The 23,793-nt window shown below is 70.8% G+C and carries 20 protein-coding genes; 13 read left to right on the forward strand and 7 right to left on the reverse strand.

The window, feature by feature from the left end:
* Both HLI28_RS10225 and HLI28_RS10230 read right to left on the reverse strand, forming a co-directional pair.
* On the reverse strand, window positions 1-4,017 hold a 4,017-nt coding region (locus tag HLI28_RS10225), incomplete at its 3' end, for a prealbumin-like fold domain-containing protein (RefSeq protein ID WP_171247426.1).
* Window positions 4,018-4,325: 308 nt separating this feature from the next.
* Window positions 4,326-7,403 carry a prealbumin-like fold domain-containing protein gene (locus HLI28_RS10230; RefSeq protein ID WP_171247427.1) on the reverse strand — a complete coding sequence of 1,026 codons (3,078 nt, stop codon included), beginning with the start codon at window positions 7,401-7,403 and terminating at the stop codon, window positions 4,326-4,328.
* Between the two features lie 154 nt (window positions 7,404-7,557).
* On the opposite strand from HLI28_RS10230, the gene HLI28_RS10235 reads away from it, so the two are divergent.
* The 3 genes from HLI28_RS10235 (at window position 7,558) to HLI28_RS10245 (ending at window position 9,536) form a co-directional block, all read left to right on the forward strand.
* A complete protein-coding gene (locus HLI28_RS10235) occupies window positions 7,558-8,337 on the forward strand; it encodes an LOG family protein (RefSeq protein ID WP_171247428.1) in 780 nt (259 codons plus the stop codon).
* Window positions 8,334-9,266: a dihydropteroate synthase gene (folP, locus tag HLI28_RS10240; protein ID WP_343035782.1), complete on the forward strand. Its 933-nt coding sequence runs from the start codon at window positions 8,334-8,336 to the stop codon at window positions 9,264-9,266. The genes HLI28_RS10235 and folP overlap by 4 nt, the downstream gene beginning before the upstream one ends.
* A 102-nt stretch (window positions 9,267-9,368) precedes the next feature.
* The gene (locus tag HLI28_RS10245; RefSeq protein WP_171247429.1) at window positions 9,369-9,536 is read left to right on the forward strand and encodes a DUF3117 domain-containing protein; all 168 of its coding nucleotides are present in this window, start codon (window positions 9,369-9,371) and stop codon (window positions 9,534-9,536) included.
* A 98-nt stretch (window positions 9,537-9,634) separates the two neighbouring features.
* On the opposite strand, the gene HLI28_RS10250 is transcribed toward HLI28_RS10245, so the two are convergent.
* Complete coding sequence (locus tag HLI28_RS10250; RefSeq protein WP_171247620.1) at window positions 9,635-10,285, reverse strand: class I SAM-dependent methyltransferase; 651 nt, start codon at window positions 10,283-10,285, stop codon at window positions 9,635-9,637.
* 83 nt (window positions 10,286-10,368) lie between these two features.
* On the opposite strand from HLI28_RS10250, the gene sigE reads away from it, so the two are divergent.
* The 7 genes from sigE to HLI28_RS10285 all read left to right on the forward strand — a co-directional run bounded on the left by sigE (window position 10,369) and on the right by HLI28_RS10285 (window position 16,455).
* Window positions 10,369-10,923, forward strand: coding sequence for an RNA polymerase sigma factor SigE (gene sigE / locus HLI28_RS10255; RefSeq protein WP_246246643.1), 555 nt, complete (start codon window positions 10,369-10,371; stop codon window positions 10,921-10,923).
* Window positions 10,920-11,813, forward strand: coding sequence for a zf-HC2 domain-containing protein (locus HLI28_RS10260; protein WP_171247431.1), 894 nt, complete (start codon window positions 10,920-10,922; stop codon window positions 11,811-11,813). The genes sigE and HLI28_RS10260 overlap by 4 nt, the downstream gene beginning before the upstream one ends.
* Complete coding sequence (locus HLI28_RS10265) at window positions 11,810-13,168, forward strand: S1C family serine protease (protein ID WP_171247432.1); 1,359 nt, start codon at window positions 11,810-11,812, stop codon at window positions 13,166-13,168. The genes HLI28_RS10260 and HLI28_RS10265 overlap by 4 nt, the downstream gene beginning before the upstream one ends.
* 48 nt (window positions 13,169-13,216) lie before the next feature.
* Window positions 13,217-13,681 carry a twin-arginine translocase TatA/TatE family subunit gene (locus tag HLI28_RS10270; protein WP_171247433.1) on the forward strand — a complete coding sequence of 155 codons (465 nt, stop codon included), beginning with the start codon at window positions 13,217-13,219 and terminating at the stop codon, window positions 13,679-13,681.
* Window positions 13,682-13,761: 80 nt separating this feature from the next.
* Entirely contained in the window at window positions 13,762-14,817 is a 1,056-nt protein-coding gene (gene trpS, locus HLI28_RS10275) for a tryptophan--tRNA ligase (RefSeq protein ID WP_171247434.1), read from the forward strand.
* Window positions 14,814-15,377, forward strand: a complete 564-nt coding sequence (locus HLI28_RS10280) for a 2'-5' RNA ligase family protein (RefSeq protein WP_171247435.1) — start codon at window positions 14,814-14,816, stop codon at window positions 15,375-15,377. Before trpS ends, HLI28_RS10280 begins: the two co-directional genes overlap by 4 nt.
* Window positions 15,378-15,444: 67 nt before the next feature.
* Window positions 15,445-16,455 (forward strand): YihY/virulence factor BrkB family protein, encoded by a 1,011-nt coding sequence (locus tag HLI28_RS10285; protein WP_343035783.1) that lies wholly within the window; start codon window positions 15,445-15,447, stop codon window positions 16,453-16,455.
* Between the two features lie 69 nt (window positions 16,456-16,524).
* Here the strand turns inward: HLI28_RS10285 and HLI28_RS10290 are convergent, their stop codons facing one another.
* From HLI28_RS10290 to sdhC, 4 genes are read right to left on the reverse strand one after another with little or no spacing between them, the layout of a single operon-like run.
* Window positions 16,525-17,298 (reverse strand): succinate dehydrogenase iron-sulfur subunit, encoded by a 774-nt coding sequence (locus HLI28_RS10290; RefSeq protein ID WP_171247436.1) that lies wholly within the window; start codon window positions 17,296-17,298, stop codon window positions 16,525-16,527.
* On the reverse strand, window positions 17,298-19,133 hold the full coding sequence (gene sdhA / locus HLI28_RS10295) for a succinate dehydrogenase flavoprotein subunit (RefSeq protein ID WP_171247437.1): 1,836 nt from the start codon (window positions 19,131-19,133) through the stop codon (window positions 17,298-17,300). Before sdhA ends, HLI28_RS10290 begins: the two co-directional genes overlap by 1 nt.
* 58 nt (window positions 19,134-19,191) lie before the next feature.
* Window positions 19,192-19,644: a succinate dehydrogenase hydrophobic membrane anchor subunit gene (locus HLI28_RS10300; RefSeq protein WP_171247438.1), complete on the reverse strand. Its 453-nt coding sequence runs from the start codon at window positions 19,642-19,644 to the stop codon at window positions 19,192-19,194.
* The gene (sdhC, locus tag HLI28_RS10305) at window positions 19,644-20,024 is read right to left on the reverse strand and encodes a succinate dehydrogenase, cytochrome b556 subunit (RefSeq protein ID WP_171247439.1); all 381 of its coding nucleotides are present in this window, start codon (window positions 20,022-20,024) and stop codon (window positions 19,644-19,646) included. Before sdhC ends, HLI28_RS10300 begins: the two co-directional genes overlap by 1 nt.
* 169 nt (window positions 20,025-20,193) lie before the next feature.
* Here sdhC and HLI28_RS10310 point away from each other — a divergent pair, with 169 nt between their 5' ends.
* From HLI28_RS10310 to HLI28_RS10320, 3 genes are all read left to right on the forward strand, one after another.
* Window positions 20,194-21,309: a mannose-1-phosphate guanylyltransferase gene (locus HLI28_RS10310; RefSeq protein WP_171247440.1), complete on the forward strand. Its 1,116-nt coding sequence runs from the start codon at window positions 20,194-20,196 to the stop codon at window positions 21,307-21,309.
* Window positions 21,306-22,484, forward strand: a complete 1,179-nt coding sequence (locus HLI28_RS10315) for an amidohydrolase (protein WP_171247441.1) — start codon at window positions 21,306-21,308, stop codon at window positions 22,482-22,484. The genes HLI28_RS10310 and HLI28_RS10315 overlap by 4 nt, the downstream gene beginning before the upstream one ends.
* A 174-nt stretch (window positions 22,485-22,658) precedes the next feature.
* A complete protein-coding gene (locus tag HLI28_RS10320; protein WP_171247442.1) occupies window positions 22,659-23,759 on the forward strand; it encodes a BMP family lipoprotein in 1,101 nt (366 codons plus the stop codon).
* Window positions 23,760-23,793: the final 34 nt, after the last annotated feature.

The following is a 23,793-nucleotide window of genomic DNA, read 5'->3' on the forward strand; positions in this document are numbered from 1 at the left end:
GGCGGCGAGGGCCGCCATGGCCATGTCAGCACCCGTCCGCGGCAGCGGCGGCGTCGGCGGGGGCGTCACCGGGACGTCCCGGCAGACCTCCACGGATGCCGAGTCGCGGTCGAGCTCGGTGTCGCCGGCGAGGAGGTAGGCCTCGTTGGTGACGTCCAGGCACTTGCCCTGCTCGACGGTGACGGTCGTGCTGACGGGGAACTCCGTGACGGCTCCGGGCTTCTTCGCCTTCACGGTCCCGAGCATCGTCGGTGCGAGGTCCGGCGTGGTGAAGTCGTCCCACACCTCCACCGAGGTCGGCCCGTTGTCGACGACGGTCGGGTCGATGTCGACCGCGTCGGACGCGCTGCCCTCGCCGGCGTTCTCCGGGTCGTCGACCTGCTCCTGGGTCTGCGGGTACTCCCCGAGGTCCCAGGTGACGGTCGCCGCGAGGACGCCCTCGAAGTCGTTCACGTTCTCGCACGTGAGCGTCATGAGGCTCTCGCCGGAGGGGAACCAGAACTGGATCCCGTCCATCGCCTCGTCCGCGTCCTCGGCGTCGATCAGGCACGCCTCCTCCTCGAACGTCGCAGCCACGGTCGCCATCACCGGGTTGTCGTTCGGGTTCGAGACCTCCACCGAGGCCTGGAGGGTGGCGTCGTCGAGGGTCGTCGGACCCTCCACCACCTGGACCATGAACTCGACGGTGGTCCGTGCCTGGTCGGCCGGCAGCTTGACCGGGTGGGTCTCGGCCTCCTTGTCGACGGTGAAGGTGCGGCTGACGAACTGCTCACCCTTGCCCATCACCTCGATGTCCAGCGGCTCCCACTGCAGCGGGTCGACGAAGTAGACCTCGGTGGTCTCGCCCTCGAGGAGCTCGACCATCCGCTCCCGCTCGCTGGGCGGGGGCAGGAGGTAGCCCTCGGGAGCCGCGGTCTCGGTGACCGTGTACTCGCCGAAGTCGGCGATCTGCTCGATCGTGTACGTCCCGTCCTCACCGGTCACGACGACCAGCGGGTCCTCGCTCTCCGGGTCGAGCGGGTTCGGCATGATCTCGAAGGTGGCGCCCGGCAGCCAGACGTCCTCGTCGTCCTCGTGCAGCTTCTGGGCGGCCTTGACGATCTTCAGCTCGGCGGGGGCGTCGCGGCAGATCTCGACCGTGGCGCTGTCCTCGTCGATCCGCTCACCGTCGGCGCCGGCTTCGGTCTCCACGATGTAGGCGGTGTTGTCGACGTCGATGCACTCACCCTGCGGGACCTCGAACTCCTTCGAGAACTCGATGGTCGTGGTGTTCGCCCCGCCGGTCGAGGTGACCGTCTGCAGGTACTCGGGCTCCAGGTCCGGGTTGGTGAAGTCGTCCCAGACGTCCACGGCCATCACGCCGTTGTCGGTGGTGACCTCCTCGAGCTCGACGCTGTCGGACGCCTCGCCCGGGGGAGCGTTCTCCGGGTCGTCGACGTCGCCCTGGGTCTGCGGGTAGTCCCCGCGGTCCCAGGTGACCGTGGCTTCGACCTCGCCGTACAGCGGCGGGTCGTCGCAGACGACCATGAACTCGTTCATGCCGCTGGCGAACTCGTTCTCCCACATGTCGAGGTCGGTGCCCTCGAGGGTGCAGAACTCGCCGTCGAGCTCGACGGTGAGCATGCCCGTGACCGGGTCCGCGTTGGGGTTGTCGACCGTGACCGTGACCGCGCGCGCCGGGTCGGCGTCCGGGTCGAGGAACGTGTCGCTCTCCATGACCTCGACCGTGTAGTTGATCGTGGCCGAGGGTTCGTCGGCCCGCAGGTCGATCCGGGTGGCGTCCGCCTCCTTGTCGTTCGTCCAGGTCCGGGTGACGAACTGCTCCGCGGTGACGTCGATCTCCAGCGGCTCCCAGATCAGCGGGTCGACGAAGGTGAGGGCCTTGTCGTCGCCGGTGGCGAGGGTGACCACCTGGCTGCGCTCGGCGGGCAGGAAGTACCCCTCGGGCGCCTTGATCTCGGTGACCGTGTACTCGCCGAAGTAGACGACGTCGGAGAACGTGTACATCCCGTTCTCGCCGGTGCTGAACTCGAGCGGGTCGTCACCGGACGGGTCGATCGGGTTCGGGCTGATGGTGAAGACGGCACCGGGCAGCGGCTGCTCGTTCTCGTCGACCTTGTAGATGGTCAGGTCGGCGGGGGCTTCGCGGCAGACCTCGACGACCTCCGTGGCAGTGTCGATCCGGTCGCCGTCGGCGCCCGCCTCGACCTCGACGATGTAGCCGTCGTTGGTGACCTCGATGCACTCACCCAGCGGGACCTCGATCACCTGGCTGACCGGGAACTCCTCGGAGCCCGCGTCCTGCGTGGCCTCGACCATGCCGAGGTACGTCGGCGGCAGGTCGGGGTTGGTGAAGTCGTCCCAGACGTCCACGGCCGGCAGGCCGTTGTCGGTGGTGATGATCGTGGTGCTGTCGGACGCCTCGCCCTGGGGAGCGTTCTCCGGGTCGTCGACGTCGTCCTGGGTCTGCGGGTAGACACCGCGGTCCCACGTGACGGTGGCGTCGACCTCGCCGTTCAGCGGCGGGTTCGGGCACTCGACCGACAGGACGGTCTCACCACTGGCGAACGCGTTCTCCCACTCGTCCAGGTCGGTCCCCATGTACTGGCAGAAGTCGCCGTTGAGGTCGACGCTCAGGTTGCCGGTGACCGGCTCGTCGTTGGGGTTGTCGACCGTGACCTCGACCGTGCGGCCGCCCTGGTCGAGCATCGTGTCGCTCCAGGACACCTCGACGACGTAGTCGAGCTCCACGGACTCCTGATCGGCCGGCAGCAGCAGGACGTCGTCACCGTCGACCTGCTTGTCGTTCTCCCAGGTGCGGGTGACGAACTGCTCGGCCGTGACGTCAATCTCCAGCGGCTCCCACGGCTTGGGGTCGGTGAAGGTCACACTGGCGGACTCGGCCGGTCCGACGGTGATCGTCTGCGACCGTTCGGCCGGCAGCAGGTAGCCCTCGGGCGCCTCGATCTCGGTGATCGTGAACTCGGTGCCCCACAGGTCCTGGCCGATCTCGGGGAAGGTGAAGCTGCCGGAGCCCATGGTGAACTCGAAGGGGTCCTCGCCGCCGTTGGGGTTCGGGCTGATCGTGAAGGTGGCGCCGGGCAGCGGCTCGCCGTCCTCGTCCTCCTTGATGATCGTCAGGTCGGAGCACAGGCTCGGCACGTCGATCTCGCCGGTGGCGAGGTCCTTGAGCGCGGAGCCGCCGGCCTCACCGGTCTGGGTGCGCATGTTCAGCGTGCTGAAGCCGGCCGCGGGGCAGAGGCTGCCGATGCCGAGGTCGGTGAGGTTCAGCGAGGCCTCGACGAACCGGTCGGCGGTGATCTCGCCGTTCACCGCGTTCGGCGAGTTGAAGTAGTCGGTGATCGACTCCGTGTTCACGGCCACGTCGGAGAGGTCTCCGGAACAGCCCTGCCGGTTGCTCCAGTCCGAGCCGTCCCAGGTGTCGACGCCGATGCAGGTGAAACCGCTGTTGCCGTCCTCCTCGACGACGATCCTGATGTCACCGACCGTGCGGTCGGGGTTCAGTGCGTCGAGGTTCGGCTCCTGGTTGAGCTCGATGAAGTAGTTCACCGAGCCGGAGTCGCCGTCGCGGTCCCACGCCAGGTGCAACCACTGGGTGTAGTCCCCGTTGTCCTCGGCGATCTCGCTGTACACCAGGACGTTGCCGAGGTCGGACTTGCCCGAGTTGGTTCCCGGGTTGCCCGGTGACCAGTTGGGCCAGCCCTGGGCCGGGTTGTTCGGGTCCTCCTTGTCGGACCCGGCGAACGTGGTGGTGTCGTTGTTGCCGATCGGGTCGGGCACGACGTCGGGGTCGGCGGTCTGCCAGTCGATGGTCGAGTTGGTGACCTGGTTGCCGTCGATCTCGAAGTCGCTCGGGACGGCGGCGGCGGCACTGGTGCTGATCGCGACCACGGACCCGAGGGCGAGCGTCGTGGCGGCCAGTGCGGCGACGGGGCCGGAGAAGCGGGCCCTGCGTGGAGCTGTCGCGTCGTTGCGGTGTGAACTCCTGATGCGCATGTGTCTCGTCCGATCTATCCGATCTGCCCACATACCGGCAGGTGTGACGAATGTCAAGTCCGCTAGGAGCGTATCCACGTTCTCTTCACGCGCACAGTGCAGGATGCGGAGTTCACCCGGTCGTCGCGCATCGGGGTCGTGAACGCTGTGATGCCAGGGCTCCGGTGGCGTGCGCGCCGAGCTGGTCGGCGCGCTTCGGGCGGCCCCGAAGATGGGCGACCGCCGACGGAGAGCGGGGAGCGGCCGGGCACGACGAAGCCGGTGGCCCCGCCCCGAGGGACGGTGCCACCGGCTCCGGTGTGAGGGACTCAGCCCTGGTTGCGGCGGCGGACGAACATGATCCCGGCGCCGGTCCCGATGAGCAGCAGGGCGGCGAGGGCCGCCATGGCCATGTCAGCACCCGTCCGCGGCAGCTCGTGCGGCGGCGTCGGCGGCGTCGGGGTGGGCGTCGGTGTCGGCGTCGGCTTCGGAGCGTCACGGCAGATCTCGACGGAGGCGTCGTCCTCGTCGATCCGCTCACCGTCGGCACCGGCCCCGGTCTCGACGATGAAGGCGACGTTGTCCACCGTCATGCACGCGCCGGCTGCGACGTCGAAGTCCCGGGAGAACTCGATCGTCGTGGTGTTCGCGCCACCGGTGCTCTCGACGGTCTGGAGCAGCATCGGCTCCTCGTTGGGGTTGGTGAAGTCGTCCCAGACGTCGACCGACGTCACGCCGTTGTCGGTGGTGACCTCGGCGAGCTCGACGCTGTCGGAGGCCTCGCCCGCAGGAGCGTTCTCCGGGTCGTCGACGTCCTCCTGGGTCTGCGGGTAGACCCCGCGGTCCCAGGTGACGACGGCCTCGACCGTGCCGAAGAGCGGCGGGTCGGAGCAGGTGACCGCGAAGTCGTTCGTACCGCTCGCGAACTCGTGCTCCCACTCATCGAGGTCGGTGCCGTCGAGGGTGCAGACCTCGCCGTCCAGGTCGACGGTCATCATCCCGGTGACGGGCTCGTCGTTCGGGTTCTCGACCACCACGGAGACCATCCGGTTCGGCTCGTCCACGTCCGGGTCGAGGAACGGGTCGCTCTCCATGACCTCGATCGTGTAGTCGACCGTCGCCGTGGACTTGTCGGCGGGCAGGTGGATCTTGGTGGCGCTCGCCTCCTTGTCGATCGTCCACGTCCGGTCGATGAACTGCTCCGCGTCGACGTCCACCATGAGCGGCTCCCACGGCATCGGGTCGACGAAGGTGAGCGCCTTCTCGTCACCGGACGCCAGCGTGACGTCCTGGCTCCGCTCGGCCGGCAGCAGGTAGCCCTCGGGGGCCACGACCTCGGTCACCTCGTACTCGCCGAAGTGGACGACGTCGGTGAAGGTGTACATCCCGTTGTCGTCGACCATGAACTCGTACGGGTCCTCACCCTCCGGGTCCATCGGGTTCGGGCTGATCCAGAAGGTCGCGCCGGGGAGCGGTTCCTCGTTCTCGTCGACCTTGTAGATCGTCAGGTCGGCTCCCGGCTCGCGGCACACATCGACGATCTCGGTGTCCGAGTCGATCCGGTCGCCGTCGGGGCCGTCCTCGACCGCGACGATGTACCCGTCGTTGACGACCTCGACGCACTCACCCAGCGGGACCTCGATCACCTGGGAGAACTTGACCTCCGTCGTGTGCTCGCTCCCGGTGGCCGTGACGGTCTGCAGGTACTCGGGCTCGAGGTCCGGGTTGGTGAAGTCGTCGTAGACGTCCACGGCCGGCAGGCCGTTGTCGGTGGTGACCTCCATGAGCTGGACGCTGTCGGACGCCTCGCCCTGGGGAGCGTTCTCCGGGTCGTCGACATCGTCCTGGGTCTGCGGGTAGTCCCCGCGGTCCCAGGTGACCGTGGCCTCGACCTCGCCGTACAGCGGCGGGTCGTCGCAGACGACCTCGAACACGTTCGGGCCGCTGGCGAACTCGTTCTCCCACATGTCGAGGTCGGTGCCCTCGAGGGTGCAGAAGTTGTCCTCGAGGTCGACCGTCAGCATCCCGGTGACGGGGTCCTCGTTGGGGTTGTCGACCGTCACCTCGACGGTACGACCGCCCTCCTCGAGCATCGTGTCGCTCTCGTACACCTCGATGATGTAGTCGAGCTCGATCGACTCCTGCTCGGCGGGCAGCAGGACCTCGTTCTCACCGTCGACCTTCTTGTCGTTCGTCCACGTGCGGGTGACGAACTGCTCGGCCGTGACGTCGATCTCCAGCGGCTCCCACGGCTTCGGGTCGGTGAACGTGACCGTCGCGGACTCGGCCGGGCCGACCGTGATCGTCTGCGACCGTTCGGCCGGCAGCAGGTAGCCCTCCGGTGCCTCGATCTCGGTGATCGTGAACTCGGTGCCCCACAGGTCCTGTCCGATCTCCGGGAGCTTGAACGTGCCGTCCTCACCGACGGTGAACTCGTACGGCTCCATGCTCTCCGGGTCGTTGGGGTCCGGGAAGATCGTGAAGGTCGCGCCCGGCAGCGGGTTGCCGGCCTCGTCCTCCTTGACGATCGTCAGGTCCGCGCAGAGGCTCGGTACGTCGATCTCACCCGTGGCGAGGTCCTTGAGCGCCGAGTTGAGGGACTCGCCGGTCTCGGTCCGCATGTTGAGCGTCGTGAACCCGGCTGCCGGGCACAGGGTGCCGATGCCGAGCTCGGTGAGGTTCAGCGACATCTCGACGAACCGGTCGGCGCTGATCATGTCGTTCTCGTCGGCGTTCGCCGAGTCGAAGTAGTCGAGGATCGACTCCGAGTTGACGGCGAAGGTGAACAGGCCGTCACACGCTTGCCGGTCGGCCCACTCGGAGCCGTTCCAGGTGTCGACCCCGATGCACATGAGGTCGTTGTTGCCGTCCTCCTCGACGACGATCCTGATGTCTCCGACCGTGCGGTCGGGGTTCATCATGTCGAGGTTGTCCTTCTGGTTGAGCTCGATGTAGTAGTTCACCGTGCCGGAGTCGCCGTCGCGGTCCCAGGCGAGATGCAGCCACTGGGTGTACTCGTCGCCGTCGTTGACGACCTCGCTGTCGACCAGGACGTTGCCGAGGTCGGACTTGCCCGAGTTGGTGCCCGGGTTGCCTGCGCTCCAGTTGGGCCAGCCCTGGGCCGGGTTGTTCGGGTCCTCCTTGTTGGACCCGGCGAACGTCGTGGTGTCGGCGTTGCCGATCGGGTCCTGGATGACGTCCGGGTCGGCGGTCTCCCAGTCGAGCGTGGCGTCGGTGGTCTGGTTGCCGTCGATCTCGAAGGTGCTCGGGACGGCGGAGGCACTGGTGCTCAGCGCGACGACGGACCCGAGGGCGAGCGTCGTGGCGGCCAGTGCGGCGACGGGACCGGAGAAGCGGGCCCGGCGTGGAGCTGTCGCGTCGTTGCGGTGTGAACTCCTGATGCGCATGTGTCTCGTCCGATCTATCCGATCTGCCCACATACCGGCAGGTGTGACGAATGTCAAGTCCGCTTGGAGCGTATCCACGTTCTCTTCACGCACACAGTGCAGGGTGGGGATATCACCCGCTCCGAGATTCCGGAACTGGTCATAGGCTCGATCCATGAGCGAACGCACCGACGAGGGTGTTCCCGAGACCGGCCGCGGGTACCGCAAGGGACCGCTGCTGCTGCGGGGCACGCAGATCCCGACCTCCACCACCGACCAGCGCCTGCTGGCACCGGGGGAGGGGACCGAGTGGGTCCACTCGGACCCGTGGCGTGTCATGCGCATCCAGGCGGAGTTCGTGGAGGGTTTCGGTGCGCTCGCCGAGGTCGGTCCCGCCGTGTCGGTGTTCGGGTCGGCCCGCACCGCACCCGACCACCCCGACTACGCGCTCGGGGAGCTGGTCGGCAAGCTGCTGGTCGCCTCCGGGTACTCGGTGATCACCGGCGGCGGGCCCGGGATCATGGAGGCGGCGAACAAGGGTGCCGCCGAGGCGGGCGGCACCTCCGTCGGCCTGGGGATCGAGCTGCCCTTCGAGCAGGGGATGAACGAGCACGTCAACCGGGGCGTGAGCTTCCGGTACTTCTTTGCCCGCAAGACGATGTTCGTCAAGTATGCGCAGGGGTTCGTCGTCCTGCCCGGCGGCTTCGGCACCTTCGACGAGCTCTTCGAGGCCCTCACCCTCGTCCAGACCCACAAGGTGACCGAGTTCCCCGTGGTGCTCGTCGGCAGCGACTACTGGGGCGGCCTGCTGGACTGGCTGCGGACCGTCGTCGCCGCGCGCGGCATGATCAAGGAGTCCGACCTGGACCTGCTGTACGTGACCGACAGCGCGGAGGACGCCGTCTCCCACGTCATCCGCCGCGGGCGGCAGCTCGCCGCCGAGCGTCGCGCGTGATCCCACCGGCCGGCACCCCGCTCGTCCTGCGTGGTCGCGAGGTCGGCCGGGACGCCGACGGGGCGCGGCGACCGGTCGTCATGGCGATCGTCAACCGCACGACCGACTCCTTCTACGCCCCGGCGCGGCTCGCCGACGACGGCGCGGCGCTGGCCGCCGCCCACCGGGCCTGGGACGACGGCGCCGCGATCCTCGACGTCGGCGGGGTCCGCGCCGGGACGGGACCTGCGGTGAGCGCGGCGGAGGAGATCGACCGGGTCGTCCCCTTCCTGGCCCGGGTCCGCCAGGAGATCCCGCAGCTGCTGCTGAGCGTCGACACCTGGCGCTCCGAGGTCGCGGCGGCGGCGATCGAGGCCGGGGCCGACCTCGTCAACGACACCTGGGCGGGGCACGACCCGGGACTCGTCGAGGTGGCCGGCGCGGCCGGGGTCGGGGTCGTCTGCTCCCACACCGGCGGGGCGCAGCCCCGGACCGACCCCTATCGGGTGGCCTATCCGGTCGCCGACGGGGCCGACGCCGGCGACCCCCGCGACGGCGTCCTGCACGACGTGCTGGCCACGCTGCGGGCCGGCGCCGAGCGGGCCGTCGCCTGCGGCGTGCCGCCGTCGTCCGTGCTCGTCGACCCCACCCACGACTTCGGCAAGAACACGTGGCACTCCCTGCACCTGCTGCGCCGGACCCCGGAGCTGGTCGCGCTCGGGTACCCGGTGCTCATGGCGCTCAGCCGCAAGGACTTCGTGGGCGAGACCCTGGACCTCGCCCCGGAGGAGCGGCTGCCGGGCACCCTCGCCGCCACCGCGCTCGCGGCGTGGCACGGCGCGCAGGTGTTCCGGAGCCACGACGTCGCGGCCACCCGCCAGGCGCTGGAGATGGTCGCCGCCGTGCGGGACGAGGCGCCCCCGCGGGTCGCGCTGCGCGGCCTCGCCTGACACCGGCTGTCCGGGTCGGCCAGTAGAATGGTGAGACGCACCTCATCCTGCCACGTGCAGTAACGGGGCGGAGGAACCGGACAACGGAATGGAGAGCCACACATGGCTGCGATGAAGCCGCGGACGGGCGACGGGCCCCTCGAGGTCACCAAGGAGGGACGCGGCATCGTCATGCGTGTTCCGCTGGAGGGCGGTGGTCGGCTGGTCGTCGAGCTGAACGCGACCGAGGCCGGCGAGCTGGGCGAGGCCCTCCAGGGTGTCGTCGGCTGACGACATCGGCAGCAGACTCCCGTGACGGACGGGCGTGGGACGGGGTGCGGCCCCCGGACCACGCCCGTCGCGTCTTTCCGGGACCGGTGCGGGCGTCCCTAGCGCCGGACGGCGAGCAGCAGCCCGTCCCCGGTGGGGACCATCGCCGGGACGAGCCGGTCGTCCGCGCGGACGGCGAGCGCCACCGCCCGGACGGCCGCGGCTGTCTCGCCGTGGCCCTCCGCGTCGGTGGCACGGCCGGCGAGCGCCGCGTCGACGACGCCCAGCACACCGCCGGGCCGCAGCAGCCCGATGGCCGCCTCCACGTGCGGAGCGAGCGAGAGGGCGTCGACGGCGACCAGCACGACGTCGTACGCCCCGTCGGTCAGGCGCGGCAGGACGTCCAGCGGAGGTCGCGTGATGACGCGCGTGCGGGAGCCCGCGACCTGCTCGTCGGCGAACACCGCCTTCGCGGCGCGCTGTCGGGCCGGGTCCGGGTCGATCGTGGTCAGGACACCGTCGGGCAGCATGCCCCGCAGCACCCACAGCGCCGTCACACCGGCGTCGCTGCCGATCTCGACCGCCGTCCGTGCCTGGGTCGCCGCCGCGACCACCCGCAGCAACGCACCCGTGCCGGGGGAGATGGTGGGGCAGCCCAGCCCGAACGCCCGTTCGCGGGCACGCCGCAGCGTCGCGTCCTCGGTGAGGAACGACTCGCTGAACGCCCAGGCGACCCGGCGGTCGTCCTGGGCCTCCGCCTCGGTGAAGATGACTCGGCCCCCCTGATCGCTGGGCCGATGGTACGTGGGAACCTCCCAGGTTGCTCACACGTTCGCATGGCACGATGACCGTGATGACCGAGACAGCCGGTGGCGGCACCGCCACGTGGGTCCCACCGACGTGGGACGAGATCGTGCGCGAGCACTCCGCACGGGTCTACCGGCTCGCCTACCGGCTGACCGGTGACCGCCAGGACGCCGAGGACCTCACCCAGGAGACGTTCCTGCGGGTGTTCCGGTCGCTGTCGAGCTACACCCCCGGGACGTTCGAGGGCTGGCTGCACCGCATCACCACGAACCTCTTCCTCGACCAGGTGCGGCGCAAGAAGCGCATCCGCTTCGAGGCCATGGGCGAGGACGCCTCGCGCGTCCAGTCCACCGACGACCGCAGCCGGCCCGAACGCGGGTACGAGCACGGCAACCTCGACCACGACGTCCAGGCCGCGCTGGACGGGCTGCGGCCCGAGTACCGCGCCGCCGTCGTCCTGTGCGACATCGAGGGGCTGAGCTACGAGGAGATCGCGGTCACGCTCGGCATCAAGATCGGGACCGTGCGGTCGCGGATCCACCGGGCCCGTGCCCAGCTGCGGGACGTCCTGGACCACCGTCGCGCGGACGTGGTCCGATGAACGCCCACCTCGGGGACCGCGTGAGCGCGCTCGCGGACGGGCAGCTGCCGCCGGGGGAGGCGGAGCGCGCCCTGGCCCACGTCGCGTGCTGCCCGCTGTGCTCCGCCGAGCTCGAGTCCGCCCGTGCGGCCCGCCGCCGGCTGGCCTCCGCCGCGGACGTCCACCCCACGGCCGAGCTCACCCAGCGTCTGCTGGACCTGTCCGCCTCGATCCCGCCCGCGGACGGCGACCCGCTGCGAGCCCCGGAGCGGGACACGGGGTGGGCTGCGCCGGAGGCGTGGCACACCACCCTGACGGGTGACGTCGTGGGCGCCGAGCGACGCCGCCGACGGCGTCGGGCCCTGCTCGTCGGTGCCGGAGGTGCAGGCGTGCTCGGCTGTGCGCTGTTCGTGCTCGGTCAGGCGCCGGTCGTCACGCCGGACACCTCGCGCGTGTCCGCCCTGACGACCCTCGCCGGGTCGGACGCGGCCGCCGGTGAGCCGGTGAGCGAGGCCGGCCTCGGCGGCACCGGGTTCGCGACGCCGTCGTCGCTGCCGCCCGGCTACGAGGTGGCGGTCGTGCGTGCCGGGGCGACGTCCTGCGTGATCGAGCTGACCGGTCCCGACGGCCCCGTCGTCGTCCGCCAGCAGGTCGGGCGGCTGGCGGAGCAGACCGGTGCGTCGGTCCGGGCCGGCGAGGCCGGCCCCGGTGACGTCGTCGTCCTCTCGCGCGACCCCTGGCACGTGGCGTGGCAGGCTGGGGACGTCGTCGTCGAGGTGACCACCGACGCACCCGAGGACGTCCTCGCCGAGATCGTCGCCGCTTTCCCGGAACGTGACTACGACGCCGGAGTCCTGCCGCAGATCACCCGCGGCTGGTCGACCGTGACTGGAGCCCTCACCCTCCCATGACATCCCCGGACCACGACCTCTTCGCCACCCCGGAGCCCCCGGCCCGTCGCCCCGACCCCGCGCCGACGCCCGCCGCCCGGGCGCCACGTCCTGCCGAGGACTCCGTCGCCGACCGCCCCGAGGAACGGCCCGCCGACGAGCACGTCGAGCACGAGGCGGGACCCACGGTTCCGCAGGCGCCGGTGGCCCCCACGACGGCCCCGGCCGCTCCACCGCCGCACGCCGCCCACGGTCGGCGTCCGGTGTCCCTCGGCGCCGGGCGGACGGCGCTGGTCGTCGTCCTGGCGCTCGTCGTCGGCCTGCTCGGCGGGCTGCTCGGCGGCCGGATCACCGACCGCGCGGGCGAGGACGCCCCGGTCAGCGCCGACCTCCCGGTCAGCGCCGGGGTGCAGGACGACGGTGCGGACGACTCGCGGCCGGCCGGGTCGCACGCCGCCATCGCGGCCGGCGTGCTGCCCTCGGTGGTGTCCCTGGAGATCACCCGCTCCGGGGGCGGGGGCTCCTCCGGGTCCGGGTTCGTGCTGCGCGAGGACGGGTACATCCTCACCAATGACCACGTGGTCGCGCCGGGTGCCGGCGGGGGCGGTGACGTCGTGGTCGTGCTCGCCGACGGCAGCGAGCACGACGGCGAGATCGTCGGGCGCACGAGCGACTACGACCTGGCCGTGGTCAAGATCGACGTCGACGGACTGACCCCGCTGGTGCTCGGCGACTCCGACGACGTCGTCGTCGGTGACGCGGTCCTGGCCGTCGGTGCGCCGCTCGGGCTGGACTCGACCGTCACCGCGGGGATCGTCAGCGCCCTGCACCGTCCGGTGCAGGCGGGCGACCAGGCGACGACGGCGTTCATCGACGCCATCCAGACCGACGCGGCCATCAACCCGGGCAACTCCGGGGGACCGCTGGTCGACGCCGACGGCGAGGTCGTCGGCATCAACTCCGCGATCGCCCAGCCGCCCGGTGCGACGCAGGCCACCGGCAGCATCGGCCTGGGATTCGCGATCCCGGCCAACCAGGCGCGCACCACGGCCGAGCAGCTCATCGAGACCGGCCAGGCCACCTACCCCGTCATCGGCGTCCTGCTGGACACCTCGTACTCGGGGGAGGGCGTCCAGGTGTCCACCGAGGCGCAGGAGGGCATCCCGCCGGTCACGCCGGACGGCCCGGCCGACGTCGCCGGCGTGCGGGCCGGCGACGTGATCCTCGCGATCGACGACCGGCCGGTGTCCCGCAGCGACGAGCTGATCGTGGCGATCCGGGCCCGCCAGCCCGGCGACGCGGTGACGCTGCGCGTGCGCAGCGACGGCGAGGAGCGCGAGGTGCGGGTGGTGCTGCAGGAGCGCGCCAGCGAATGAGGACGGCGCGGTACCGCCCGCGAGTCGGGACGGACTAGGCTGTCGGACGTGGGAGTCTTCGGCATCAACGGGGGCGAGCTCGTCGTCATCATCGTGCTGGCGCTGGTGCTCGTCGGCCCCGAGCGTCTGCCGCGTTACGCCGCGCAGCTCGGGCGGCTGGTCCGTCAGGGCAAGGTGATGCTGCAGGACGCCAAGACCCGGGTGGACGACGAGCTGGGCGACGAGTTCCGCGACGTCGACTGGCAGAAGCTCGACCCGCGTCAGTACGACCCCCGACGCATCGTCAAGGAAGCCCTGCTCGACGACCCTCCGGCCCGACCCGCGCAGCGGGCGTCCGCACGGGCCGGTGCGGCGGCGGGGGCCGCGGCCGGGGCGACGGCGACGGCAGGAGGCCTGGGCGTGGCCGGCAACACCGCCGTGCCCATGGCGTCGGCCGGCCCGCCCACGCCCGCACGGCCCCCGGGCGACGCGCCCCTCGACGGGCCCGCACCCTTCGACGACGAGGCCACGTGACGGTCTCGCCCCGCGCGTCCCACGACCTCGACCTCCCGGGTGATTCAGGCCCACCCGTCAGACCTGCCAGAATGAAGACCATGTCCGCATCCCCCTCCGCACCGGGCGCACCGTCCGGCACCCGCCCGCGCATCCTGTCCGGCATGCAGCCGACCGACTCCTCGCTGCACCTGGGCAACTACCTGGGTGCGCTGACGCAGTGGGTGGCGCTGCAGGACGACTACCAGGCGCTGTACTGCGTGGTCGACCTGCACGCACTGACCGTCAACCCGGAGCCGGCGGCGCTGCGCGAGCGGACCCGGGCCACGGCCGCGCAGTACCTGGCGGGCGGCGTCGACCCGGCCCGCTCGGCCCTGTTCGTCCAGTCCCACGTGCCGGAGCACACCGAGGTCGCCTGGTTGCTCAGCTGCCAGACGGGGTTCGGCGAGGCCAGCCGCATGACGCAGTTCAAGGACAAGTCGGCGCGCCAGGGCACCGACGGCACCACCGTCGGGCTGTTCACCTACCCCGTGCTGATGGCGGCGGACATCCTGGTCTACGACGCCGCCCTGGTGCCGGTCGGCGAGGACCAGCGCCAGCACCTCGAGCTGACCCGGAACCTCGCCGAGCGGCTCAACGCCCGGTTCGGCGCCGGGACCGCCGTCGTGCCCGAGGCGCACATCGTCACGGCCACCGCCAAGATCCAGGACCTGCAGAACCCCACCGCGAAGATGTCGAAGTCGAACGCGGGCGGCAAGGGCGTGATCTGGCTGCTGGAGAACCCGAAGAAGGCCGCGAAGGCCATCAAGTCGGCGGTCACCGACGCCGACGACTCCTACGCCGTCTACTTCGACCGGGAGAAGAAGCCCGGGATCTCCAACCTGTTGTCGATCTACTCGGCCGTGACCGGCCGGGAGGTGGACGACATCGCCGCGGAGTACGACGGGCGCGGGTACGGGTACCTCAAGGTCGACCTCGCCGACGCCGTCGTGGCCTTCCTCGAGCCGTTCCAGGAGCGCGCGAACACCTACCTGTCGGACCCGGCGGAGCTCGACAAGGTGCTCGACGACGGCGCGGCCCGGGCGCGGGAGATCGCCGGCGGGGTGAAGGACCGGCTCTTCGACCGCTTCGGGCTGCTGCCGCGGGGCGTCCGGTGAGGATCCCTCCCCGGGGCCCCGGCCAGGTGCGGATCGGCATCGCCATCGCGGTGCCCGAGCCGTACGCCTCGCAGCTGCAGGACGCCCGGTCGCGGTTCGAGGACCCCTTGGCCCAGGCGATCCCGCCGCACATCACCGTCATCGGGCCGACCGTCGTGGACCGTGCCGACATGCCGACCGTCGGCGAGCACCTGCGGAAGGTCGCCGACGAGATGCCTCCGTTCCGGGTGCACCTGCGGGGTACCGGCACGTTCCGGCCGGTGTCCCCGGTCGTGTTCATGACGCTGGCCGAGGGCATCGCCGAGTGCGAGCTGCTCGAGCAGCAGACCCGGTCCGGGGTGCTCGCCCAGGAGCTCCGGTTCAACTATCACCCGCACGTCACGATCGCCCACGAGGTGCCCGAACCCGCGCTCGACCGTGCCTTCGACGAGATGGCCGGCTACGAGGCCGTCTTCGAGGTCTCGGAGATCTGGCAGTACGAGCACGGGGACGATGGCGTCTGGCGTCCCCAGCGTCCGTTCACGCTGCGCGGCCGGAAGCAGATGCTCCGGCCGTCCTGACCGCGGTCGCCGCCGCGCCGACGGCAAGGCCCCACCGCCGACGGGACCGGCGGCTAGGGTCGAGGGCGTGTCCGAACGTCTCGATCGGTGGAAGGGCCGGGCGACGCGCCTGGTCGGCTGGGTCAAGGACCGGCGTGAGGTCCGCGCGTTGCAGTGGTACATGGCCCGGCGCGGCAACCTGCTGTCGGGCGGGATCGCCTACACGGCGCTGTTCGCCCTCGGTGCGGGTCTGACGATCGGATACTCGGTGTTCTCGAGGACCCTGGGTGGCGACCCCGAGCTCAGGGACGCGGTGATCGACGAGATCGAGCTGTGGCTGCCCGGGCTGATCGGTGACGGCAAGAACCAGCTCGATCCCGCGGACCTGGTCGTCCAGGACCTCTGGAACGTGACCACGCTCGTCGCCGCCGTGGTGCTGCTGTGGACCGCCATCAGCTTCATGGGCGCGCTGCGCCACTCGATCCGCACCATGTTCGACGCGCCCGTCGTCGGGGTGAACCCCGTGCTGGCGAAGGTCTGGCAGCTCGCCGGGTTCGTCCTGCTCGGCTCCATGATCGTCGTGACGGCGGCCGCGAGCATCGTGACCACCCAGGTCGAGGACTGGCTCGGTGACTCGGGTGCCCTGGGCGTGCTGCTCTCCGCCGGGAGCCTGGCGGTCGCCCTCGTGCTGGACGCCGTCGTCGTCTTCCTCATGGTGCGCGTCCTGAGCAGGGTCCGGCCGCGCCGGCGTCGGGACATGGTCATCGGGTGCCTGGTCGCCGCGGCGGTCTCGGGAGCGCTGCGCTCGGCGGGGACCTCGCTGGTGACGTCGAGCGTGTCGAGCAACATCCTGCTCGGTTCCTTCGTCACCCTCGGCACGATCCTGCTGCTCGCGAACGTGCTGTCCCGCGTGCTGCTGATGATCTGCGCCTGGATGCACGACCCCCCGCGGATGGACGAGGTGGTCCGCGCCGAGGAGGAGGTCGAGGCGATGCGGCACGCCGAGGAGATCGAGCGCATGGCGCGCCAGGGCGCCGGTCACGGGAAGCCGTACAGCCCGGTGGTCCGCGGGGTGCGCCGCGGGCGCTACGCCCCCTGACCCGCTGCGCAGACGGCGAAGCCCGGCACGACGGTCGTCGTGCCGGGCTTCACCGCGTGAGGCAGGTGCTCAGAAGGCGCGGGTGATCATCGCCCGCTTGACCTCCTGGATCGCCTTGGTGACCTCGATGCCGCGCGGGCAGGCCTCGGTGCAGTTGAAGGTCGTGCGGCAGCGCCACACGCCCTCCTTGTCGTTGAGGACCTCCAGGCGCTGGGTGCCGCCCTGGTCGCGGGAGTCGAAGATGAACCGGTGGGCGTTGACGATCGCCGCCGGGCCGAAGTACTGGCCGTCGGTCCAGAACACGGGGCAGGACGACGTGCACGCCGCGCACAGGATGCACTTGGTGGTGTCGTCGAACCGGTCGCGGTCGGCCTGCGACTGGATGTTCTCCCGGCTCGGCTCGTTCCCCGAGGTGATGAGGAACGGCATGATCTCGCGGTAGGAGGCGAAGAACGGCTCCATGTCGACCACGAGGTCCTTGAGCACCGGGAGGCCCTTGATGGCCTCGACGGTGATCGGCTTGTCCGGGTTGATGTCCTTCAGCAGCGTCTTGCACGCCAGCCGGTTGCGGCCGTTGATCCGCATGGCGTCCGAGCCGCACACGCCGTGCGCGCAGGACCGGCGGAACGTCAGCGAGCCGTCGAGCTCCCACTTGATCTTGTGCAGGGCGTCCAGGACACGGTCGGTGCCGTGCGCGGTGACCGTGTGCTCCTCCCAGTACGGCTCGGAGGCGACCTCCGGGTTGTACCGGCGGATCTTCAGCGTGACCTGGAAGGAGGAGACGGCACCCGCCTGCGACTCCGAGCCGGAGGTGTCGGTCGAGTTCTCGAGAACAGCAGTCATCAGTACTTCCGCTCCATCGGCTCGTAGCGCGTCATGGTGACGGGCTTGGACCCGAGGACGACCTTGTAGTCCCCGAAGTCCTCGACGTGGTCGAAGTAGCCCGCGACATGCCCGTCGGCGGCGTCGGGGGCCGACGTCGGACGGCGGTACGCCATCGTGTGCAGCATGTAGTTGTCGTCGTCCCGGTCCGGGAAGTCCTCGCGGTAGTGACCGCCCCGGGACTCGCGCCGGTTGAGCGCCGCGACGACGGTGACCTCGGCGATGTCGAGCAGGAAGCCCAGCTCGATCGCCTCCAGGAGGTCGGTGTTGAACAGCGAGCCCTTGTCCTGGACCGACACGTTGCGGTACCGCTTCTGCAGCTCGCGGATCTCGGCGGCGGCCTTGTTCAGCGACTCGTCGGTGCGGAAGACCTGGGCGTTGGCGTCCATCGTCTCCTGCAGTGCCTGGCGCACGTCGGCGACGCGCTCGCCGTCGGGGCGGTCGCGCATCTCGGAGAGCTGCGCCTCGACCCGTGCCGTCGGCTCCTCGACGATCGGCAGGTGCTGCTCGACGGTCTGCGCGTAGGCGGCGGCCGACCGGCCGGCCCGCTTGCCGAAGACGTTGATGTCGAGCAGGGAGTTGGTGCCCAGACGGTTGGACCCGTGCACGGAGACGCAGGCGACCTCACCGGCGGCGTAGAGCCCCTTGACGACGTTGTGGCCGTCGCGCAGGACCTCGCCCTTGATGTTCGTCGGCACGCCACCCATCGCGTAGTGCGCGGTGGGGTAGACGGGCACCGGCTCGGTGTACGGCTCGATGCCGAGGTAGGTGCGGGCGAACTCGGTGATGTCCGGCAGCTTGGCGTCGATGTGCGCCGGCTCGAGGTGCGTCAGGTCCAGCAGGACGTAGTCCTTGTTCGGGCCGGCGCCGCGGCCCTCGCGGACCTCGTTCGCCATGGACCGCGCCACGATGTCGCGGGGCGCGAGGTCCTTGATGGTCGGGGCGTAGCGCTCCATGAACCGCTCGCCGTCGGCGTTGCGCAGGATGCCGCCCTCGCCGCGGGCCGCCTCGGACAGCAGGATGCCCAGGCCGGCCAGACCCGTGGGGTGGAACTGGAAGAACTCCATGTCCTCCAACGGCAGGCCGCGGCGGTAGGCCAGCGCCATGCCGTCACCGGTCAGGGTGTGGGCGTTGGAGGTCGTCTTGAAGATCTTGCCCGCGCCGCCGGTGGCGAACACGACCGCCTTGGTCTGGAAGACGTGCAGCTCGCCGGTGGCCAGGTCGTAGGCGACCACGCCGGTGGCGTTGACCTCGGCGCCGTCCTCGATCTGCTCGGTCGTCAGGTCGTGGTCGGTGAGCAGGTCCAGCACGTAGAACTCGTTGTAGAACTCGACGTCCTGCTTCACGCAGTTCTGGTACAGCGTCTGCAGGATCATGTGACCCGTGCGGTCCGCGGCGTAGCAGGCGCGACGCACGGCCGCCTCACCGTGGTTGCGCGTGTGCCCGCCGAAGCGGCGCTGGTCGATCCGGCCCTCCGGCGTGCGGTTGAACGGCAGTCCCATCCGCTCCAGGTCGAGCACGGCGTCGATGGCCTCCTTGGCCATCACCTCCGCGGCGTCCTGGTCGACGAGGTAGTCGCCGCCCTTGATCGTGTCGAAGGTGTGCCACTCCCAGTTGTCCTCCTCGACGTTCGCCAGGGCGGCGCACATGCCGCCCTGGGCGGCGCCGGTGTGGGAGCGCGTGGGGTACAGCTTGGAGATGACGGCGGTGCGGGCGCCCTTGGACGCCTCGAGCGCCGCGCGCATGCCGGCGCCACCTGCGCCGACGATGACGACGTCGTACTGGTGGGTCTGCATCGGTTCCGATGCCTCCTGCGGACGGTGGTGGTTCAGCGGGTGGGGTGGTGCGCGCGGCTCAGGCCGTGCAGAACGAGGCGAGCAGCTCCGCCGGGGCGTCCGGCGGGCACGGGTCGAAGGTGAAGATCACCAGCGTGCCGAGCACGACGGTGATGGTGAACGCCAGGTACAGCAGGCTCTTGAGCACGCCGCGGGTGACGTCCCGCTGGGCGTAGTCGTTGATGATCGTCCGCACGCCGTTGGTGCCGTGGATCATGGCCAGCCAGAGCATCAGCAGGTCCCAGATCTGCCAGAAAGGGCTCGACCACTTGCCGCCGACGAACGCGAAGTCGATGGCCTTGACGCCGTCGCCGACCATGAGGTTCACGAAGAGGTGCCCGAAGACCAGCACGACGAGGAGGACGCCGGAGGCCCGCATGAAGACCCACGAGTACAGCTCGTAGTTGCCCCGCGTGGTCTTGCGGCGCACGTACGGGGAGCGGGGCGTGGGGATGTCGGTCTGCGTAGTCATCATTCGGCTCCGAACACGTTCATCAGGTGGCGGGGCAGGAATCCGGCCATCGTCACGACGAGCAGGCCGAGCACGACCCAGAGCATGACTCGCTGGTAGCGGGCCCCCTCCGACCAGAAGTCGACGAGCGCGATGCGCAGGCCGTTGAACGCGTGGAAGACGATCGCGGCCACCAGGCCGGCCTCTCCCAGCCCCATGATCGGCGTCTGGTAGGTGCCGATGACGGCGTTGTACGCCTCGGGGGAGACGCGCACGAGCGACGTGTCGAGCACGTGCACGAGGAGGAAGAAGAAGATCGACACGCCGGTCACGCGGTGCGCGACCCAGGACCACATGCCTTCACGGCCGCGGTAGAGCGTGCCAGCGGGGGCAGTCGGCACGGTGGGGCCTCCATTGGCGGATGCTGGCGGGGTTACGTGAGGACACTGTAGTGACACCCGGTTGCGATCGGGTCACGGCCGCCGGAAAAATGGCGTCCGCGTGGTGGATCTGTGATCGATCCCACAGGGGTCACGTCGTCCCGACGCCCGGCGTCACTATGCTGCGAACATGCTTTCTGCTATTCCCGGGTTCCGTGCCGTCATCCCCGCCGGGGGGTCCGGGACCCGTCTGTGGCCGCTCTCGCGCGCGGGCGCCCCGAAGTTCCTGCACGACCTGACCGGTTCCGGGCGCAGCCTGCTGCAGGGCACCGCCGACCGGTTGACCCCGCTCACCGGTCCCGACGGCGTCGTCGTCGTCACGGGCACGGCGCACGCCGCCGCCGTGCGCGCCCAGCTCCCCGGCCTCGGCGAGGACCAGGTGCTGGCCGAGCCGTCGCCGCGCGACTCGATGGCGGCGATCGGGCTGGCCGCGGCCGTGCTGGAGCGACGCCACGGCGAGGTCGTCCTCGGGTCCTTCGCCGCGGACCAGGTCATCTCCGGCACCCGCGAGTTCGAACGCTCGGTGCGCGAGGCGGTGGAGGCCGCCCGGGCGGGGTACGTCACGACGATCGGCATCGCCGCGTCCCGCCCCTCGACCGCGTTCGGCTACGTCCACGGGGCCGAGCCCCTCGGCCTCGAGGGGGCGCCGAGCGCCGTGCACGTCAGCGGGTTCACGGAGAAGCCGGACGCCGAGACGGCGCGCACCTACCTGGCCTCGGGGGAGTACCGCTGGAACGCCGGGATCTTCGTCGCGAGCACGGACGTGCTGCTCGGTCACCTGGCCGCGCAGCGCCCGGCGCTGCACGACGGGCTGCGCCGGATCGCCGCGGCGTGGGACACGCCGGACCGTGAGCGGGTGCTGGCCGAGACCTGGCCGGGGCTGGAGCGGATCGCCATCGATCACGCCGTCGCCGAGCCGGTCGCCGCGGACGGCGGCGTCGCCATGGTCCCGGGCCCGTTCGGCTGGGACGACGTCGGTGACTTCAACTCCCTGGCGGCGCTGCTGCCTGCCGACGACGACGCGGGGTCGAAGGTGCTCGGCGAGAGCGCCGACGTCGTCCGGGTCCAGAGCGCCGGGTCGGTCGTCGTCCCGGCGAGCGGCCGGACCGTGACCTTGCTGGGCATCGACGACGTGGTCGTCGTCGACACCCCCGACGCCGTCCTGGTGACCACCCGTGCCCGCGCCCAGCAGGTCCGGAGCATGGTCGACGCGGTCCGCGACCACGGGCGGGAGGACCTGCTGTGAGCGCGGCGGCCCGGGCGCGCCTCGACGAGGTCGTCGCCGCGCTGGAGGACGAGGTCGTGGCGGTGCGCCGTGACCTGCACGCCCACCCGGAGACGGCACGTCAGGAGGTCCGGACGACCGCGGTGCTCGCCGAGCGGCTGCGGGCCGCCGGGCTGCAGCCCCGGCTGTTGGACGGGACCGGGCTGACGTGCGACGTCGGCCCGGACGTCCCGGGCCGGGGGCGCACGGCCCTGCGCGCCGACATCGACGCCCTGCCCCTGGACGACGTGTGCGGCTGCGACTTCGTCTCGACCGTGCCGGGGGTGGCGCACGCGTGCGGCCACGACGTCCACGCGGCGGTCGTCCTCGGCGCGGGTCTCGCCCTGGCGCGGCTCGCCGAGGAGGGCCTCCTGGAGACCGGGGTCCGCCTGATCTTCCAGCCGGCCGAGGAGATCATGCCCGGCGGGGCCCACGACGTCCTCGCCCAGGGTGTCCTGGACGGGGTGGAGCGGATCGTCGCGGTGCACACCGAGCCGAAGCTCGACGTCGGGCAGCTCGGGACGCGCATCGGCCCCATCACCTCCGCCTCCGACCTCGTCACCGTGACGCTCTCCTCCAGCGGCGGGCACACCTCCCGGCCGCACCTGACCGGTGACGTCGTCTACGCCCTGGGCCAGGTCATCACCCAGGTGCCGGCGGTGCTCGGGCGACGGCTGGACCCGCGTTCGGGCGTCAACCTCACCTGGGGTGCCGTCGAGGCGGGCAACGCCCACAACGCCATCCCGGCCACGGGGGTGGCCAAGGGCACCCTGCGGTGCCTGGACGTGCGGGCGTGGGAGCGCGCCGGCCAGGTCCTGCTCGACGCCGTCGAGCAGGTGGTGGCCCCGTACGACGTCGAGGTGAGCGTCTACCACCTGCGCGGCGTCCCGCCGGTCGACAACGACGCCGAGGTCACGGCCGCCCTCGAGGCGGCGGGTGCCGCGGTGCTCGGCGAGGACGGCGTGGTGCTCACCGAGCAGTCCCTGGGCGGGGAGGACTTCGCCTGGTACCTGACCAAGGTGCCCGGGGCGATGGCACGGCTCGGCACCGCGACCCCGGGGCAGCGTCGGTACGACATCCACCAGGGCGACCTGGTCGTCGACGAGCGTGCCATCGCGATCGGTGCGCGGGTCCTGGCGAGGGTCGCGCTCGGGTGATCCCGACCGGCTGTGACGTACGTCATTCCGCCGTTGTTCCCATTCGATAACGACTCGGACACGGGTTGGGCTCGTGGTTCTGCGGGCCCGCACGCATGGTTAGGCTGTCATCTCTGATCGTGAGACGGGGACGATCCCGGGCTCACCCACCACCCTCATCGACAGGAGCGACAGGTGAAGAGTGCGATCAAGTTCACCGCCCTCGCCGGCGCGGCCGCGCTGACCCTCGCGGCGTGCGGAGCGGCCCCGGAGGACACGGCCGACGAGAGCACGGAGACGGGGGCCGAGACCGAGGCCGTCGACTTCTCCCCGTGCATCGTCTCCGACCAGGGCGGCTTCGACGACAAGAGCTTCAACCAGCTCAGCTTCGAAGGCGCCCAGCAGGCGGCCGAGGAGCTCGGCGCCGAGCTGACGGACGTGCAGTCGCAGTCCGAGACCGACTTCCAGCCGAACCTGCAGTCGCTGGTCGACCAGGGCTGCGACGCCATCGTGTCGGTGGGCTTCGCGCTCTCGGCCGACACGGTCGAGTCGGCGAACGCCAACCCGGAGACCCACTACATCCTCGTCGACGACGCCGCGGACAACGACTTCGACGGCGAGACCGACGCGGACAACATCAAGCCGCTGCTGTACAACACGGCCGAGGCCGCGTTCCTGGCGGGCTACCTGTCGGCGGGCTACTCGGAGGCCGGCAAGGTCGGCACCTTCGGCGGCCAGCCGTTCCCGACCGTGACGATCTTCATGGACGGCTTCAAGCAGGGCGTCGAGCACTACAACGAGGTCAACGACGCGGACGTCGAGGTCATCGGCTACTCCGGTGGCGAGGACGGTGCCTTCACCGGCGGCTTCACCGCCAACGAGACGGCCAAGACCACGGCGAAGAACATCCTCGACCAGGGTGTCGACGTGATCCTCCCCGTCGGTGGCCCGATCTACCAGTCGGCCATCGCGGCGATCGAGGACTCCGGGCGCGACGTCGCGCTCGTGGGCGTCGACGCCGACTTCTACGAGACGGACCCGACCACCCAGGAGTACGTGCTGACCTCCATCCTCAAGCGGATGGACGTCTCCACCTACGAGGCCGTCCTCGCGGCGGGTCAGGGCGAGTTCGACCCGGAGACCTACGTCGGCACGCTGGAGAACGAGGGCGTCGGCCTGGCTCCGCTGCACGACTTCGAGGACAAGGTGGACCCGGAGCTCATGACCGAGGTCGACGAGCTGCGCCAGCAGATCATCGACGGCGAGCTCGAGGTCACGTCGTACCTGGCCGAGTGACCGGCTGAGGACCGACTGCCGCACGGCGGGACAC

It is taken from the genome of Isoptericola sediminis, assembly GCF_013085345.1.
Lineage (GTDB): Bacteria > Actinomycetota > Actinomycetes > Actinomycetales > Cellulomonadaceae > Isoptericola > Isoptericola sediminis.